The organism is Crocosphaera chwakensis CCY0110 (genome assembly GCF_000169335.1).
Lineage (GTDB): Bacteria > Cyanobacteriota > Cyanobacteriia > Cyanobacteriales > Microcystaceae > Crocosphaera > Crocosphaera chwakensis.
In genome coordinates, this window is sequence record NZ_AAXW01000010.1 from 46807 (window position 1) to 63584 (window position 16778).

The following is a 16778-nucleotide window of genomic DNA, read 5'->3' on the forward strand; positions in this document are numbered from 1 at the left end:
TTTCACCTTACCACCGATTAATAAAACCGCCATTTCTCCAAGGACTACGGTTATAAAAACCGCCTCTATCACCCCAAGGACGACCATTCACAAAACCCCCGCCATTACGCCAAGGATTACGGTTAACAAACCCACCACCACCATGACGATTTGCAAATCCACCTCGATATCCATTTCCCCAAGTTCCTCTACGACCATTACCCCAACCTAATCCAATTAAATCCTCATTTTGTTCAGTTGAAATATCAATTCCTCTTTGTTGTATGGCTTCTGTTAAGCGAGATAAACGATTTTCTATACTTAAATTGTTATTGGATAAAGTCCCATGACTTTTTGCCACAGAAGCAGTTAAAGTAGACACTGCTAAAAGAAATCCCACACAAGTAATTTTCGTTTCAATTTGCAAAACAAATGCTCCTAAAACTAACTAACAAATTCTTAAAAAAGATCATAACAAACAACTCTTTTATTAATTAATAACGGTTGTAGAAACCACCGCCATTGCGGAAAGGACTTCGATTGACAAACCCACCACCACCACTGCGATTCGCAAATCCCCTAGCAATTGCGTTTTTATTTTCTAATTGATTAGATATTTTAATCTCTCGCTGTTGTATCGCTTTAGTAATCCGAGATAGACGATATTCAATATTATTAGAAAGATTAGAAACCTTGGTATTAATCGGTTGTTGGGAATTAGCTGTTGCCACAGAAACACTCAACGTTGATACAGCTAACAAGAAACCCATAAAAGTGATTTTAGTCGTCATTTGCACAATATTCGCCCCTATCATACAACTCTGTAAAGAACTCTAGCAAAAAAGAGACTTTAATGGCTATTATTGTTAAATTTGTTTACCTTTCATTTACAGATTGACGAAAAAAAGTAACAATTTTACTGTTTCTTTCTATTTAATAACAAAAATGATGTATAAGAAACTACCATTAATAACTTTAAGTTTAATAACAGCCTTTATTCTTCCGAGTCGAAGTTTAGCAGAAACCGTTATAGAAAGAGTCGCAAGAACAGGAATTTTAAATGTTAGTACGAAAGTCGATTTAGTACCTTATGCTTACGTTAACGATGAAGATGAATTAGTCGGTTATTCCGTAGAACTGATCGAATTAATTCGAGAAACACTCGCTAAAGAAATTGGAAAAGATGTTCAAATTAAGGTCATTGTTGATGACACTTTAGACGAGAGAATTAGCAGCCTTCTTAATCGTGAAGTCGATATTGCCTGTGATACAACTTTTACGTGGCAAAGGGATAGATTTGTTGATTTTTCCTTAGCTTATGGTATTTCTGGTATTAAAGTTTTTGTCAGAGAAAATAGTAATTTATCCTCGCGGGAGTCTTTTAAAAATAAACGAATTGCTATTATAGAGAGTGTTCTCAGTCCTGAATCTATTAAAGTAATTGAATCTCAAGTAACTATTGTGAATGTTGATAGTATAGAAGCAGGAATTAAAGCAGTAGAAGATGGTGAAGTAGATGGATTTGCCTTTGACGGAACCATTTTAGAAGGAACTCGACAGACTTTAACCAATCCTGATGCTTATAAAGTAGTTCCTGATGAATCTTATTTTAAACATGGCATTGCTTGTATGGTTCCCGAACAAGATTCAACCTTTTTAAATTTAGTTAATTTGACCATTGGTAAAATGATGGATGGTTATATTCGGGGTGATTCCCATTATGTAGAAATGGTCAATCGTTATTTTGGAGAAGAGGGTATTGTTCCCTTTGAACCAGCAAGAATTAAAGATTTCTTTGAGATAATAATTATTACCCGTGAACAAATTCCCCCTGAACAATAATTTAACGAGAATTTAACCATAAAATAATCATACAATTGTACGTTAAAAAACTTAAATCATTAACTTGGTAGAGTTTTGAAAAAGTGTACTGAATAAATGCTGTTTTCAGCTTAATTTCTTATTTGATTTTTATTAGATCAAGAAAATATTTAATACTTGAAAAATTGTGAAAGTTTCGATATATTATGGGTAAGTTTTATCCGTTGTGAGGATTATTTAATCATGATGAATCTTTCAAAAGCTGCGATCGCTTCTGGAAGCGTGTTAGTGACTGGTTTGTTAGGCATTACTGCTCAATCTGCTTCGGCTTCAACCATTACCAATGATTCTGTGGTGGGAACTCAGTATGAAATCCTAAGTGTAACTGAAGGAGAACTAATACAATCTGGACAATTTGTCACAACCTTTGAGGAAAACTATGCAGAAGACAATTTAATTCCATATTTAGATGGCGACACAGCGATCGTCGATACTGATATTCCAGGTGGACCGAATTATTTTGACAAAACCATCACCATTACTCAATCAGATATTGATATCATAGGCAACGGAGACCAGTATGGGTGGCGATTTCTTGTAGAGAATAACACCCCTTATGACTGGACGGATTATCACTTTGAGTTTGAGGAGGGAACGCTTGAGACTCTAGGCATAGACACTATATTTGTTAATAGTGATCCAGCAGCAAATGTCATGGTCATGGGTGATGATGTTTGGCTGACCAACTTGGATGTACAAACTGGCGGTAGTCTAGTTGATTTATTAGAAGTCCAATTTTTCTTTGGCGCAGGTGCTGATGCGGTCCCTGATGAAACTTATGGAGTTCGCCAGATTGCGACTACTGATGTTCCGGTTTCTACCCCTGAACCTGGCACTATCTTAGGATTAGGATTGTTAGGTTTCGGTGCATTGTACAAGCGCAAGTTAAACCAGAAATAAGATAATGAAATTATAAAACCTTGTAAGGTGGGCAATGCCCACCCTACAGTTCAAATTCGGTATTAATTTTCAGGAAATTTACCCTCTCGAACATCTTGAGAAAAATCACTAACTGCTTGAGTAACAATGTCTCTTAAATTGACATAAGATTTAGCAAAAGGAGGCTGTTTTTCAGACAATCCTAATAAATCTGCTGTTACCAATACCTGTCCGTCACAATCTGAACCTGCACCAATGCCAATAGTTGGAATAGGTAACTTTGCCGTAATTGTTCTAGCAAGGTTAGCTGGAATATGCTCTAAAACCACAGCAAACGCTCCGGCTTCTGATAAAGCGATCGCTTCTGATAAAATACGTTCAGCATCGGTTTCTGTGGTTCCCTGTTGACGATAACCCAAACGATGCACCGACTGAGGGGTTAACCCCACATGACCCATAACAGGGATACCAATATCACTCAAACGGCTAACGGTTTCGATGGCCGCAGGGTGTCCCCCTTCAAGTTTAACGGCTTGTACTCCTGTTTCTTTTAAAACCCGTCCGGCTGCATGAATAGCTTGACTGACGCTTTCTTGATAGCTGAGAAACGGTAAATCACACACCACTAAAGCTCGTTTAACTCCTCGACGAACAGCAGACGCATGATGTAACATTTCATCGAGGGTAATGGGTAGGGTAGTTTCGTATCCCAAAGCGACCATCGCCAACGAATCACCCACTAGAATAAGATCAATACCGGCTGCGTCTAATAATTGAGCAAAACCATAATCCCATGCAGTCAAGGCTACAATTGAACGGCCTTGTTGTTTCCAGGTAATCAGTTGTTGTGTGGTCAGTCCCATGATCTTCCCAAAATCTGCAAATTAATAGGGGCTTAAATTAAGCCCCTACAGTTATACTATTTCCGTAGTGACTTATTCTTTAACCGCTTCAAGAATTCGAGAATAATAGAAACGAGTGCTAGTCATATCTTTACGTTGAATACTAAAGCCATTGTCTTCTAATATTTTTATGATATCTTTTTCTTTGTGTTGATAGGCGCGGGTTGTTTTACTTGGCCCTGGGAAAAATTCACCAATCTTTTTAAGAAGGGTCAAACAAAGGGTTTTCGGGGCAAAACTGAGGATCAATCGATTTTCGGCCAAAGATGCTAAATGATTAATCATCTTAGCTGCATCTTCAGTTGGATAATGAATTAAAACATCGAGACAAATCACAGTGTGATAGTTGCCGGTTAAACTTTCTAAATCTTGTACTGCAAAGGTTACATTACTAGCCTCTTTGAGAGTTTTTTGCGCTCTTTCTTGAGCTTCTGTGACCATTTTTTCAGAAATATCACTGGCAAAGATTTTTGCCCCTTCTTGAGCTAAAGGAAGGCTTAAACTACCAACCCCACATCCAGCATCACAAATAGAGAGATTAGCCAGATTTTCATCAGCTTTAAGCCACGCTACCACTGTATCGATGGTTTGTTGATGTCCGAGGCGAATATCTTTTTGAACTTTATTAACATCTCCATCGCCATAAATCCTGCGCCAACGGTCGAATCCTGTGGCGTTAAAGTAATCTTTGACAATGGTTTTATCATCAGTAGTGGTATTCATGGATTCAGGAAGGTTTTTTGAAGCACAACTTTTCATTCTACCTGAGTATTTGAAGGATTCATTATTCTTCAACCACCACCACTACGGTAATGTTATCCGAACCGCCTCCATCTTTAGCTGCTTCGATTAAATTTTTAGCAATATCATCACAGGATTCACTATGGTCAAAAATTTCTTGAATGGCAGGGTCGGCCACTTCTTCGGTTAAACCATCACTACACAATAATAAGCGATCGCCGGGTTGAATCTCTAATGTGCCAATTTCTGGTTTTTGAGTATCTTTACGGCCTAAACATTGGAATAAAACGTGCCGTCCGGGGTGAGTTTTCGCTTGTTCTGCATCAATATCTCCCATTTTGAGAGCTTTAGCTACCCAAGTATGATCTTCGGTTATTTGCTCTAATTTACTATCACGGATACGATACAGTCGAGAGTCTCCTACATGGGCCCGCAGAGGTTGTTCTCCGCGAAATAGGACGACTACCGCCGTCGTTCCCATTTCTCCTCGTTCGGGATGATTTTGTTGATCTTCTAATATCCCGTCATTGGCTTTAATAATGGCTTCTTCTAAGATTTCATTGGAAGACGCTTCAGAGTCCCAATACTGTTCTAAATGGTCTTTAATACGTTGGGTTGCAATCAGACTAGCTTCTTGTCCCCCTGCGTGGCCACCCATTCCGTCTGCGACTACAAAAAAACGTCCCTCAGGATCGATGTAAAAGTTATCTTGATTGACCGATCTCAACAGTCCCGGATCAGTTAGACCTGTGAAGCGACGATTCATCATTGGTGAATTAGTTAATGAGTATAAACAAGGGTGGTTTGGCCCGTAACAGAGTTTTAGCAAAACTCCCTACCCTAAAATACTATCAAAAAATTTCCTCTTGGTCATCTGGCTAAAATTCGTTGATAAAAATAAATGTTACTGGTTAAGTGAAGTAAGGGAGCAGGGAGCCTCGGAGCAGGGAGTTGGGAGATAATATTACTAACTAAATGCTCAAATGAGAAGGTCTTCTCGTTCAGTTTGCGCCAATTTAGCTGAAGCTTGGCCAAAACGTCGATATGAAGCTGCTTTCGTAGCGAAACTTAATGATAATGAAGCTCAAGCAGCAGAAACGCAAACATGGTTAGATTTTGCTGTAGAGTGTAAATATTTAGAGCCAGAAATTGGTCAAAAACTATTTAATATATATGACGAAATTATAGCAATTTTAGTCAAAATAATTAATAATCCCGAACCTTGGTTATTAAAAAAGCGTTAATTGCTTTGTTCTCCCAACTCCCTTTGCTCCCTGCTCCCCTGCAGTCACAACGAAGTTTTTTGCTTAACCGAGGAGTATTGCGAGACAACAAAGACAACAAAAAAAATGCAGGTACTAACTTACCTGCAATGACTCAAAGGTTTGCTCTGAATGGATAAAATTTATGCTTTCTCGTTGCTCTTGTTCGCTTTACCTAACTTACGCTTGAACGCAGTTCCAAAACTGATAGCAGCACCGGCACCTAAGATGGTTAGAGGTTCAGGAACGGGTTTATATATTGTTAAATGAGACAGACCAGGTTGGTTACCACCATTATTTAAAATGCCCAAGGTAGACCAATCAAATTCACTTATGTCGCTAGTTTTATAAAGTAAGTAACCCGTAGAAGCTTTAACTGAAAATGCACCAGCACCTGTTAGTCCAGTGCTAAAAGTTCCACTTAGAGTGTCATTACCTCCACTCAAGAAACTGCCAAAACCTTTATCTGACTTGCCTTCTACCACCCAAATACCACCTAAGATAGACTCCAGGTTAGATACACCTGTCCCATTATCGCCAGTATCATTACCACTAAAACCATCTAAGCACATAGGGTCAGATGTAGGATCAGTGCTACCTGGCGGACAATTGAATGAAGCAGCTTCAGCACTGAGTGCATGGAAACCAATAGAAGCAGTTGCTAATACAGAAGCTCCTACTAAAGTTGAAAGAACTTTTTTCATAATTCACTCCGTTTATGTGTTAAGCCGTTAACCCAGTCAAGTTAACTAAGTAGGCTTTGCTGAAAAAGTCACTCAAAAATTTATGCGGCCAAAAGCCAGTAATTTGCCTCTAAATTAATAACTTTAACTGCTATAAAAGAATTTAAAAAATCAGTTTTTGTTATCATTTTTTGCTTGTTTAGTTCAAGTGTTTTACTGGTAACAGAAAATGACAAAAGAAGTAATAATAACTGCCGAAGAAGTTGAGAAAGGTTGATTACTAAAAATGTAATAGCAATAGCAGTTTCTGATGTTTCTTTAAGCTTAGTTTTAACCAAATCTAGACTAAATTTTCTCTTCGCTTGTCCAAACTTTCCTTCAATTCTATTGCGAAATCCCTCATCTATTTTGGTTTGCCTTTTTTCTTCTTGACTGATATTCTTAGGGGGTCTTCCTAGTCCGATTCCACTTAATCTAATTCCTCTTTGCTTACACCAATCTTTATTAGCTTTACTTCGATAAATTCTATCTGCATGAACTGAGGATGGATAGCAACCATAAGTCTGTTTAAACTTTTCTACTTGTCCTTGTAAGTCTCCAGATTCATTAAAATTTTCCCAACTTATTCTATCTAAAAATATATAGTTATCTACATAACTTACTGAAAGTTTAGCTCCAAACTCTGTGGGTTTCCCTGCTTTTCCTCTCACGATAGGTCGAATATGCGGTTGATTTATACTGACAATTCTTTGGGAAACACTTTGAGTTTCTTTTTCCCACATCTGTTGTTGCTGTTCATAAACTTTTTTGACAACTTCTAGAAGATTTCTTTGTCTTTTATTTAGGCTATCTAGGGTAGCCCCCTCTAAGATAAGTTTCTCTATACTGACTAGATTCTTTTTAATATACTTAAGTTGTTTTCTAATCGCTTCTCTTCCCTCTTTTTTAGTAGAACGACGCTTTTTCGCTATTCTTAAATACTCAATTCTTGCTATATTTCGATACGTTCTTGGTTTTTTCTTGAGTCTTCTTTTTATGGATTTATAAAGACTGTCTATTATCTGTTCTGTAGCTTTTCTTCCTTGATTTAATATTTCTAAATCTGTCGGATATTTGATATCACCAGGGGCGCAGGTGGCATCTAATATCAGTTTACCTTTATTTTCCCTCTCTCCTATTTCTTCAGAGTCTGAGCTTGACTTTTCTTCTTTTTGTTCTGTCTTCTCTCTTCCCGTTTTGACCATCTCTTCATTAATTTTATTCACCATTTCTACATTTATCCTCTGTCTAAAATGCACCATCATTGAGGCTTCAAAGGGAGCTTCAAATGTATAGGCTTCTAATCCTATAAAGTATTGTAGATACGGATTTTCTCTTATTTGTTCTACTGTTTCCCTATCGCTTATTCCTAACTGTTCTTTGATTATTAACGCTCCTAATGCCATCCTAAATGGCTTAGCTGGCGCACCTTTTTCTATTTTAAACTGTTTTGCATATTCTTCTTCAAACTCATCCCAAGGTATCAACTCGGCCATGATCACCCAACGATTTTCTAATGATAACTTTGTTCCTGGTAGTAGTTCAAATTTTTCTGGGGTGATTGGCGAGTGCTGTTTCTTACGGTACATTTGTTTTAGTCAACCAGGTGCAAGGGACTTTTACCAATTTTAGAGCTTTTCGGGCAACTTTGGCGGCTTTTTTGTTGCACTTTTCGGGAGATAGATTAGTCTGTAACCTTGATGGATTAACTGTTCTATCCTTTATAAGCAAACTCTAAGTATTGGGAATTTTACTTACGTATTTTCTCCATATTCATCTATGATAAAGACCCAATGTAAACGTTAGTGTTATCGCAAACGTATAACTTCGTGTATATTTTCATGATATTTATCTAAGTAAAAACACTATAGCCGTTCGCTTGTATTAGTTGATCAACCGAACACCGAATAATTATTGGTTAATCGATAAGTTTAGATTATTTATTTTCTAATTCAGTTTTAAAATAAATAATTTTGATAATTTAGTGAGCTTGACAAGTCTTGAGAATAATTATTAATAGTTGACGAATTCAAGCCTTTCTGGTATTCTGTTTGAGAATAAAAATCTGTAGCCAGTATGTCTACTTTTAAAATAGATAGCTGTAACCCTAATTAATTAGTTTGATATCCTTACAGTTACCTATCTTAATTACCGTTTTTTTTCGTATTTTGAGCAAATGTACTAACTAAAATTTTACTGAGCTTGACAAAGAGCAAAAAATATGTATTAACTTTTTGGATTAAATATTTATCTACTAATGAATGATAAACTTAGATAGAAATGCACTAATTCCACAAGCAAAAATAACTCAATATCTATTGGTTAAATTACCTAAAAATGATAAATCAGGCTATTTAGTAGGGTGGGCATTGCCCACCTTACAATGAATAATCTCCTAAGTAATTTTTGTAATGTAACAGAGAAAACAATTTAGTTAACACAAATATTTCAACTAAAATTATAATTATGGAAACTGTTTCAACCACTGAAGTAACTCAAACCTTACCATCAGTCATTAGTAAAGTACAAAAAGAACCTGTTATTATTCGTGGAGCAGCAACTTTTAGATTGATTATTTAAGCTAATAATTGGAAATAACAAAAGGTAGGCAAGAATGTAAAATATTTCACATTTTATATAATGCTCTAACTTGTCCACTCTAAAGCTAAATATGTTATCTTTAAGGGTGACAAAAATTGATTATATTATGTAATGTCTAATTATACCTTTGTTTTCTTAGAAATCTTTTCCCAAGAAGGGGGAATACAAGCTTATGTTAAAGATGTCCTTAAAGCTTATCTATCCCTAATAAAAAACTCTAATCATCCATCCAAAACTGATATTTTTTTATTAAGAGATGCACCCGACTGCAATAACCCCTTAACCAGTAATTTAATTAATTATCATTATTTAAAAACCCTTCCTCTCTGGAAAGGAAGATTAAAATTAGCCATAAACTTATTAACCCATTTAATTCAAAAACGACCTCAAAGAGTCTTTTGTGGACATATTAATTTAGCCCCATTAGTTCAATTTTTTTGTCAACCCTTGGGCATTCCTTACACCGTTTTAACATACGGAAAAGAAGTCTGGAAAACCTTACCTAAAGCGCAACAAACTGCCTTAAAAAATGCCGATTCTATTTGGACGATTAGCCGGTATAGTCGTGATTGTTTATGTCAAGCTAATAATATTAATCTTAACAAAGTAGAAATCGTTCCTTGTATTGTAGATGGTGATCAATTTACCCCAGAAGAAAAGCCAACCGAACTGATAGAAAAATACCAATTACAAGACACAAAAGTATTAATGACCGTTGCTAGATTATGGTCTGGGGACATATATAAGGGCGTAGATGTGACCATAAGAGCCTTACCGAAAATTTTACAATTCTTTCCTAATGTTAAATATGTTGTTATTGGAAGAGGAGATGATCGCCCCCGTTTAGAACAATTAACTAAAGATTTAGGTATCAGCGATCGCGTGGTTTTTGCTGGCTTTGTTGCTACTGAAGACCTCATTGACCATTATCGAATGGCCGACGCTTATATCATGCCTTCTCAAGAAGGATTTGGTATCGTTTATCTAGAAGCAATGGCCTGTGGCGTTCCTGTATTGTCAGGAGATGCTGACGGTTCAGCCGACCCATTGCAAGATGGGAAATTAGGTTGGCGAGTACCCCATCGTGATCCAGAAGCCGTAGCTCAAGGTTGTATTGAAATCTTACAAGGGGATGACAAACGCTGTCAGGGACAATGGTTGCGACAGCAAACCATAGCACAATTTAGTCCAGAGGCATTGTCTCAAAAACTAGCATCCTTGATCTAAGTCAATTGATTATTATCTATGGAATAGGTTAATTATAGGATAAATATGAGAAAAACTTGAAAAGAAACTGAAAAATATCACAAAATATTCCTTTAGACGTTGTAAGTCTCAATTTTAATCGATATCATAGGAAACGTACTCTATTAATTACTTCTCACGCGGTATAACCGTTAATCATTATGGAAAACATACAACTCATCAACATTGGGTTTGGCAATATTGTTTCTGCTAATCGCGTTATCGCTATTGTTAGCCCAGAATCAGCCCCTATAAAGCGTATTATTACAGATGCTCGCGAAAGAGGTCAACTAATTGACGCTACCTATGGTCGTCGTACTCGTGCGGTCATTATTACTGATTCAAGTCATGTGGTTTTATCTGCCATACAACCAGAAACCGTAGCCCATCGTTTTGTGGTCAACAAAGAAACTGCCACCATCAACAGCAATTAAATCCCGTTGGGCTAATTTTCATGGCATCAGGAAAGTTAATCGTATTGACTGGCCCTAGCGGTGTAGGAAAAGGCACCCTAGTGCGTGCTTTATTAAACCGTCACCCCCAACTCTATTTATCAATTTCTGCCACCACTCGTTCTCCTCGTCAAGGGGAAGTAGAGGGTAATGATTACTATTTCTTAAGTAAGAGTGCCTTTGAATCCATGATTGAGCAAGATCAATTATTGGAATGGGCAGAATATGCGGGTAATTATTACGGGACTCCCCGTGCTAAGGTTGAAGAAAAAATCAACCAAGGTTTACTTGTACTTCTAGAAATAGAAGTGATTGGGGCAAAAGCCATAAAAAACAGCTTTCCTGATGCTTTGAGAATTTTTATACTTCCCCCTTCAATTGAAGAATTAGAATATCGTTTAAGAAGCCGAAAAACGGACTCAGAAGCAGCTATTTTACGTCGTTTAGATAGGGCAAAAGAAGAATTAGCAGTCAGTGATGAATTTGATAAGTGTATTATTAATGATGATTTAGAAATAGCTTTAACACAACTAGAAAAAGCTATTTTTTCTGATTAGATATAGAAGAAATATGCAAATAATAATTGTGACTAAAACAAAGAAAAATCTTAAATGTAAGTTATCTCAAAATGGGGTTTAATGGTTAGGTTAATATACGAAATTTTACTTATACTTGTGGTTTATTTTTACATTCGGGTCAGTGTTTTTTGGGATTGACGGTAATTAATTATGATTCATATCTTAGTAATAAGAAAGGGAAAATCGACCCTTCTGATGATCCGATGTAGGATAAAGCATGAATCATTCGACAAACTTTAAACATGACTTAGAAAACCTAACTCAAAAAACATTTTACTTTTGTTTAGGTGCAACTTCTTCCATTGTACAAAACACTCAAGACAATTTACAACAGTTGTCAAAAAATGCTCAACAAACTGTCGACGAATTAATCAAACGAGGAGAAGATAGTTATTCTCATTCTCCTGAAATTAACTTTCCTAATTTTCAAACTAAAGAATCTGTAAGTTTTGATTTAAAAAATCGTCTTTTTATGTTGGTCAAAGGAGATCAAGACTTAGCAGAAAGATTAATTAATTTACAAAAGCAAAAAAATCCTGGTCATCCTGAAAAATGGTATTGGGAAAAAGTAATTTATGACTTAGAAAGACATTAAATTTACTAAACCATCATCATCAACTTACATAGTCCCTAATCATTAACATTAATTAGTATCAATGAGTAGTAAAAAACATGAGATTTTTAAAACGCATCGGAATAGTTGCCTTATTTTTTCTCGGAGTTTCTTGGGCAGTTTGTAACTTTCAAGGATTAGCTAATAAAGGGGAATTTGATTCTATTGTCCTGAACTTCAAACAAGATATTCCTATTACAGAGGTTGAAAATAAAATTAGTGAACTTAGTCAAAAATACAATCAAAAAATTAGTTTAAATAGTGAATTCTCAAAAACCGAAAGAATCTATATTCTTAAAGGGAATAAACAGTTTCTAAAACAATTAAAAGAATCTGGATTATGTGACCTAACAGACTATATTGAGCCTAATTATCGATATCATACCTTAGAAGCGGTTAACGATCCTAGATATAGTGAACAATGGAATCTGCAAAATATTAATATTGAAGCTGCATGGCGACAAGCTAAAGGTAAAGGGGTAACAGTTGCTGTTATTGACACAGGTGTTAGTCATGTTCCTGACTTACAAAAAACAGAATTTGTCGAAGGATATGACTTTGTTAATAATAAAAAAGAAGCTAGTGACGATCATGGCCACGGCACTCATGTAGCAGGAACAGTTGCACAATCAACTAATAATAGATATGGAGTTGCAGGGGTTGCTTATCAGGCAAAAATCATGCCTCTGAAAGTGCTATCTGCTGCCGGATTTGGTACCATTTCTGATATTGCCGAAGCCATCCGTTTTGCTGCTGATAATAATGCTGATATTATTAACATGAGTTTAGGGGGTGGTGGTGCCAGTCAAATGATGGAAGATGCCATTAATTATGCCCACGAAAAAGGGGTTGTTATTGTAGCAGCAGCCGGCAATGAAGGTCGTAGTTCTGCCTCTTATCCCTCTCGTTATGATAAGGTTATTAGTGTCTCTGCCTTAAATGCTAATAACGAGAAAGCCTTTTATTCCAATTTTGGGGCAGGTGTGGATATTTCGGCCCCAGGAGGCGGAGAAGATAAGAAGATTCTTCAAGAAACCATTGATCGTAATGGACAACCAACCATAGCAGGGTTTATGGGAACCAGTATGGCTTCTCCTCACGTTGCTGGTGTTGCTGCTTTGATTCGTTCGGCTGGTGTTAAAGAACCTGAGAAAATTCGTAAGATTTTAGAAGACTCTGCCAAAGAGGTCGAAAACGACAAATTAAATTATTATGGTTTTGGTCAATTAGATGCAGAAGCAGCCTTAAAATTAGCCAAAAAAGGGCAATTTCTTCTGCGGTTAGATCATGATTTATTAATGAAGTTGTTAATGTTAGCAGTGGCTTATATATTCACTGCATGGTTCAGTAAGTCTATCCGTTTTACCGACCTTTTTCATCTGGGAATGGTGTTAGGAAGTTCTGGTTTTTTCTTGTTAAAGCTAGTGCAAATTTTCGATGTTCCTCAATGGCCTCTAAGATTAGTCAGTAGTCCTTTAGGAGAATGGGGTAATGCGATTCAAGGCAGTATTGATATGAATCCCATTTTTGCTAGTGTTCTTATTCCTTTTTGTTTGATGGCCTTACTATTAGGAAATAATGACGGAAAATGGTTTGCTGTAGGAACAACCATTGGAATGGCCGGATTTTTAGCTGTGACCACCTTTACTTCTCCTGATCTTTGGTTATTAAGTTCAGGTTTAGGGTCTCAAATCTTTTTAGGGGTAAATGCTTTACTTTGTTTAGGGTTAGTTAGTTTATCTTTAAAAGAAAATTAGTCCCTTGATCAAGAGAAATTCTGCGATCGCCTTTTTCGGTAGGGAAAAAGGCGATCGTATTTTCTTGAGAAACCTAATGCTGAACCTTGAACTCAAGTTATTCAGTTGGCAAAAGGTAATAAGTATGAGAACAATGGTTAAATATAAAATAAAAATAATACTGTCACCAACTAGCCGATGAACGACAACGCAACTGCTAAAAACCGCCTTCTGGGAGAATTTGACTATTATTTATTTGGCCAAGGGGATCATCATCGCATCTATGAGAAGATGGGGGCCCATTTGGTTGACATCGATGGGGTGTCAGGGGTTTACTTTGCTACCTGGGCCCCAAATGCTTATGAAGTCGCTGTAGTGGGAAATTTCAATAACTGGAACCCTGAAGCGAACAAGATGGAGAGAACCGAAGTAGGAATCTGGGAATTATTCATTCCTGGGATGAAAGTCGGGGATCTTTATAAATATTCAGTAAAAAATCACCATCACCATTGTGTCTATAAAACTGATCCCTACGGGTATCAACAGGAAGTGCGTCCTGCCACGGCTTCTATCGTAGCTGATCTTTCTACCTATACTTGGAACGATCAGCAATGGATGGACAAACGGGAACGCACGAACCCCGAAAAACAACCTATGTCTGTCTATGAAGTCCATTTAGGATCTTGGTTACACGACAGTATTGATAACCCTCCCAAAGAAGGTCCGAGTCTTCCGGTTGAACAAAAACCAGGGGCCCGTTACCTTAATTATCGAGAACTGGCAGAAAAATTAATTCCTTATGTTAAAGATATGGGTTACACTCATATCGAGTTACTCCCTGTCACAGAATATCCTTTTGACGGATCTTGGGGCTATCAAGTGGTTGGTTTTTATGCCCCCACTTCTCGCTACGGTCCCCCTCAAGATTTTATGTATTTTGTGGATAAATGTCACGAAGCCGGTATTGGGGTAATTTTAGACTGGGTTCCTGGTCATTTTCCCAAAGATCAACATGGGTTAGCCTATTTTGACGGTGGACCTTTGTACGAATATGCTGATCCTCGTAAGGGAGAAATCAAAACTTGGGGAACCTTAGTCTTTGACTACGGACGCAATGAAGTAAGAAACTTTCTGATTGCCAGTGCCATGTTTTGGTTTGATAAGTATCATATTGATGGCATTCGTGTCGACGCTGTCGCCTATATGATCGAACTGGATAAAGGTAGAGAAGGGAACTGGGTTCCTAATAAGTATGGAGATAATGGTCATTTAGAAGCCATTAGTTTCTTACAACATTTGAATAATACCATTAGCCATAATTATCCGGGTGTGGTGACCATTGCTGAAGACTCTACCGCTTGGGGTAATGTTTCTAAACCGGCTAGTGAGGGAGGACTTGGGTTTACTTTCAAGTGGAATATGGGTTGGATGAATGATACCCTGAAATATTTAAAAGAGCATCCTAACCATCGTTCTAACTGTCATAATAAACTTACGTTCAGCATTTGGTACGCTTTCGATGAAAAGTTCATGTTAGCCCTTTCCCATGACGAAGTGGTTCACCTCAAAGGACATTTGGTTAATAAAATGCCTGGGGATGAATGGCAAAAAATGGCTAATGTTCGCACCTTGTTAACTTATATGTTTGCTCATCCTGGGAAGAAAACTCTATTTATGGGAATGGAGTTTGGTCAGACTTCTGAATGGCAAGAATTTCTGGATATTGACTGGTATCTCCTACAATACGAACCTCATAAAGGGTTAAAACGGTTGGTTCAGGATCTTAATAAAATGTATGTCCGTGAACCGGCTTTATATATGGAAGATTTTAGCCGTGAAGGTTTCGAGTGGATCGAGGCTAATGATGCGCCAAGGGGCTTAATCTCTTTTATTCGCCGTGATCCTGCATCTGGGGATACCATTGTCGCTGTATGCAACTTTAAACCCTATGTCTATGAATATTACTGGGTTGGCTTGCATCAACCAGGAGAGTATATCGAATTAATTAACTCTGATGCCCAAGTTTACTGGGGTAGTGGTGTTTCTAATCCTAGCGTTATTGAAGCCCGTCAATGGAATAATGCCCCTTGGCCCTATGCTCTAGAAATCACTATCCCTCCTTTAGGTGCTGTAATCTATAAATTAAAGCGATAAACGTGACTTAGGAGTTTGGAGTGATATATTTATGCTCCTCTAACTGTCATCTAGGTTGGAGGAGCATTATATTTTGAGTATTTACTGTATTTATTGTTTCATTGCTGGTTCGATAGGTTCTAAAGGCCGTACATCTTGGGCGGTTTCAAAGAACGTGGCATAAACCCATCCTCCGAGAATTCCACCAATGATAGGAGCAACCCAAAATAACCATAATTGAGCAATAATTTCTCCATTACCACAGAATAAGGCAACCCCGGTACTTCTGGCCGGGTTAACAGAGGTATTGGTGACAGGAATACTAATTAAGTGAATTAAGGTTAATGCTAAACCGATGGCAACTGGACCAAAACCAGCAGGGGCTAAGCGATCAGTCGCTCCCATAATAATTAATAAAAACATAAAGGTCATGACAATTTCAGTCACTAAAGCAGACAATAGACCATAACCTCCTGGGGAGTGGGTTCCATAACCATTGGTAGCTAAAGGGGTTGGACCACTTAAATCAAGGGCCCCATTACCACTAGCAATGATTAATATGACTGCTCCGGCTGCGATCGCTCCTAAGACTTGTGCCACAACATAGGGTAGTAAATCTGAGCCACTAAAGCGTTTTCCTGCGAACAAACCAAAGGAAACAGCCGGGTTAAAATGACCCCCAGAAATATGACCCACTGCATAGGCCATGGTTAAAACCGTAAGTCCAAAAGCAAGGGAAACTCCTAAAAATCCTAATCCTAATGGGTTACCTTCTCCTCCAAAGTTAGCAGCTAATACCGCGCTACCACAGCCTCCCAGGACTAGCCAGAATGTGCCAAAAAACTCCGCTACATATTTTTTCATGATTCGATTTTTTGTCAATTTTGATTGAAATTGACTACAAACTAACAGTCCTTATCTCTGAAAAGGAAAGTCATTAATAAAATTTAAAGATTTGTTTTACATTAAGTAATAGTTGCCGTTATTTTTGTTAAGAAACCAGTTATTGTGTTCATAGACAAAAGTATTGGAGATTTATAGTAATTACTGCATA

Annotated in this window: 16 protein-coding genes and 1 pseudogene; 9 read left to right on the forward strand and 8 right to left on the reverse strand. The window is 37.3% G+C overall.

The features are described from left to right. Positions 1–7: 7 nt before the first annotated feature. Positions 8–406, reverse strand: coding sequence for a GrrA/OscA1 family cyclophane-containing rSAM-modified RiPP (gene grrA / locus CY0110_RS08430; RefSeq protein ID WP_008274974.1), 399 nt, complete (start codon positions 404–406; stop codon positions 8–10). A gap of 67 nt (positions 407–473) precedes the next feature. Beyond that, on the reverse strand, positions 474–770 hold the full coding sequence (gene grrA, locus CY0110_RS08435; protein ID WP_232285699.1) for a GrrA/OscA1 family cyclophane-containing rSAM-modified RiPP: 297 nt from the start codon (positions 768–770) through the stop codon (positions 474–476). 154 nt (positions 771–924) lie between these two features. Between grrA (CY0110_RS08435) and grrP the strand changes: the two genes are divergently transcribed. Together grrP and CY0110_RS08445 are read left to right on the forward strand one after the other, a co-directional pair. Continuing rightward, positions 925–1821 carry an extracellular substrate binding-like orphan protein GrrP gene (gene grrP, locus CY0110_RS08440; RefSeq protein ID WP_232285700.1) on the forward strand — a complete coding sequence of 299 codons (897 nt, stop codon included), beginning with the start codon at positions 925–927 and terminating at the stop codon, positions 1819–1821. Positions 1822–2043: 222 nt separating this feature from the next. Continuing rightward, positions 2044–2760: a PEP-CTERM sorting domain-containing protein gene (locus CY0110_RS08445; protein ID WP_008274977.1), complete on the forward strand. Its 717-nt coding sequence runs from the start codon at positions 2044–2046 to the stop codon at positions 2758–2760. Positions 2761–2822: 62 nt separating this feature from the next. On the opposite strand, the gene panB is transcribed toward CY0110_RS08445, so the two are convergent. The 3 genes from panB to CY0110_RS08460 all read right to left on the reverse strand — a co-directional run bounded on the left by panB (position 2823) and on the right by CY0110_RS08460 (position 5151). Next, entirely contained in the window at positions 2823–3602 is a 780-nt protein-coding gene (gene panB, locus CY0110_RS08450) for a 3-methyl-2-oxobutanoate hydroxymethyltransferase (protein WP_008274978.1), read from the reverse strand. Positions 3603–3674: 72 nt separating this feature from the next. Next, the gene (gene bchM / locus CY0110_RS08455; RefSeq protein ID WP_035798909.1) at positions 3675–4364 is read right to left on the reverse strand and encodes a magnesium protoporphyrin IX methyltransferase; all 690 of its coding nucleotides are present in this window, start codon (positions 4362–4364) and stop codon (positions 3675–3677) included. 61 nt (positions 4365–4425) lie between these two features. Continuing rightward, on the reverse strand, positions 4426–5151 hold the full coding sequence (locus CY0110_RS08460; protein ID WP_008274980.1) for a Stp1/IreP family PP2C-type Ser/Thr phosphatase: 726 nt from the start codon (positions 5149–5151) through the stop codon (positions 4426–4428). Between the two features lie 202 nt (positions 5152–5353). Between CY0110_RS08460 and CY0110_RS08465 the strand changes: the two are divergent. Then, positions 5354–5626: pseudogene (locus CY0110_RS08465) on the forward strand (four helix bundle protein); the annotation flags it as partial. Positions 5627–5787: 161 nt separating this feature from the next. Here the strand turns inward: CY0110_RS08465 and CY0110_RS30830 are convergent. Both CY0110_RS30830 and CY0110_RS08475 read right to left on the reverse strand, forming a co-directional pair. Next, complete coding sequence (locus tag CY0110_RS30830; RefSeq protein WP_008274982.1) at positions 5788–6348, reverse strand: PEP-CTERM sorting domain-containing protein; 561 nt, start codon at positions 6346–6348, stop codon at positions 5788–5790. An 80-nt stretch (positions 6349–6428) separates the two neighbouring features. Further along, entirely contained in the window at positions 6429–7955 is a 1527-nt protein-coding gene (locus tag CY0110_RS08475; RefSeq protein ID WP_008274984.1) for an IS5-like element ISCysp17 family transposase, read from the reverse strand. A 1123-nt stretch (positions 7956–9078) separates the two neighbouring features. Here CY0110_RS08475 and CY0110_RS08480 point away from each other — a divergent pair. The 6 genes from CY0110_RS08480 to glgB all read left to right on the forward strand — a co-directional run bounded on the left by CY0110_RS08480 (position 9079) and on the right by glgB (position 15745). Continuing rightward, positions 9079–10194 carry a glycosyltransferase family 4 protein gene (locus CY0110_RS08480; RefSeq protein ID WP_008274987.1) on the forward strand — a complete coding sequence of 372 codons (1116 nt, stop codon included), beginning with the start codon at positions 9079–9081 and terminating at the stop codon, positions 10192–10194. A 179-nt stretch (positions 10195–10373) separates the two neighbouring features. Next, the gene (gene remA / locus CY0110_RS08485; protein WP_008274988.1) at positions 10374–10646 is read left to right on the forward strand and encodes an extracellular matrix/biofilm regulator RemA; all 273 of its coding nucleotides are present in this window, start codon (positions 10374–10376) and stop codon (positions 10644–10646) included. Positions 10647–10666: 20 nt separating this feature from the next. Further along, positions 10667–11221, forward strand: coding sequence for a guanylate kinase (gmk, locus tag CY0110_RS08490; RefSeq protein WP_008274989.1), 555 nt, complete (start codon positions 10667–10669; stop codon positions 11219–11221). A 238-nt stretch (positions 11222–11459) separates the two neighbouring features. Beyond that, positions 11460–11837: a hypothetical protein gene (locus CY0110_RS08495; protein WP_008274990.1), complete on the forward strand. Its 378-nt coding sequence runs from the start codon at positions 11460–11462 to the stop codon at positions 11835–11837. Between the two features lie 77 nt (positions 11838–11914). Further along, a complete protein-coding gene (locus CY0110_RS08500; protein ID WP_008274991.1) occupies positions 11915–13612 on the forward strand; it encodes a S8 family serine peptidase in 1698 nt (565 codons plus the stop codon). A 177-nt stretch (positions 13613–13789) separates the two neighbouring features. Then, entirely contained in the window at positions 13790–15745 is a 1956-nt protein-coding gene (glgB, locus tag CY0110_RS08505; RefSeq protein WP_008274992.1) for a 1,4-alpha-glucan branching protein GlgB, read from the forward strand. Between the two features lie 90 nt (positions 15746–15835). Here glgB and aqpZ read toward each other — a convergent pair whose 3' ends face one another. Then, on the reverse strand, positions 15836–16606 hold the full coding sequence (gene aqpZ / locus CY0110_RS08510) for an aquaporin Z (protein WP_269719937.1): 771 nt from the start codon (positions 16604–16606) through the stop codon (positions 15836–15838). Positions 16607–16778 lie beyond the last annotated feature (172 nt).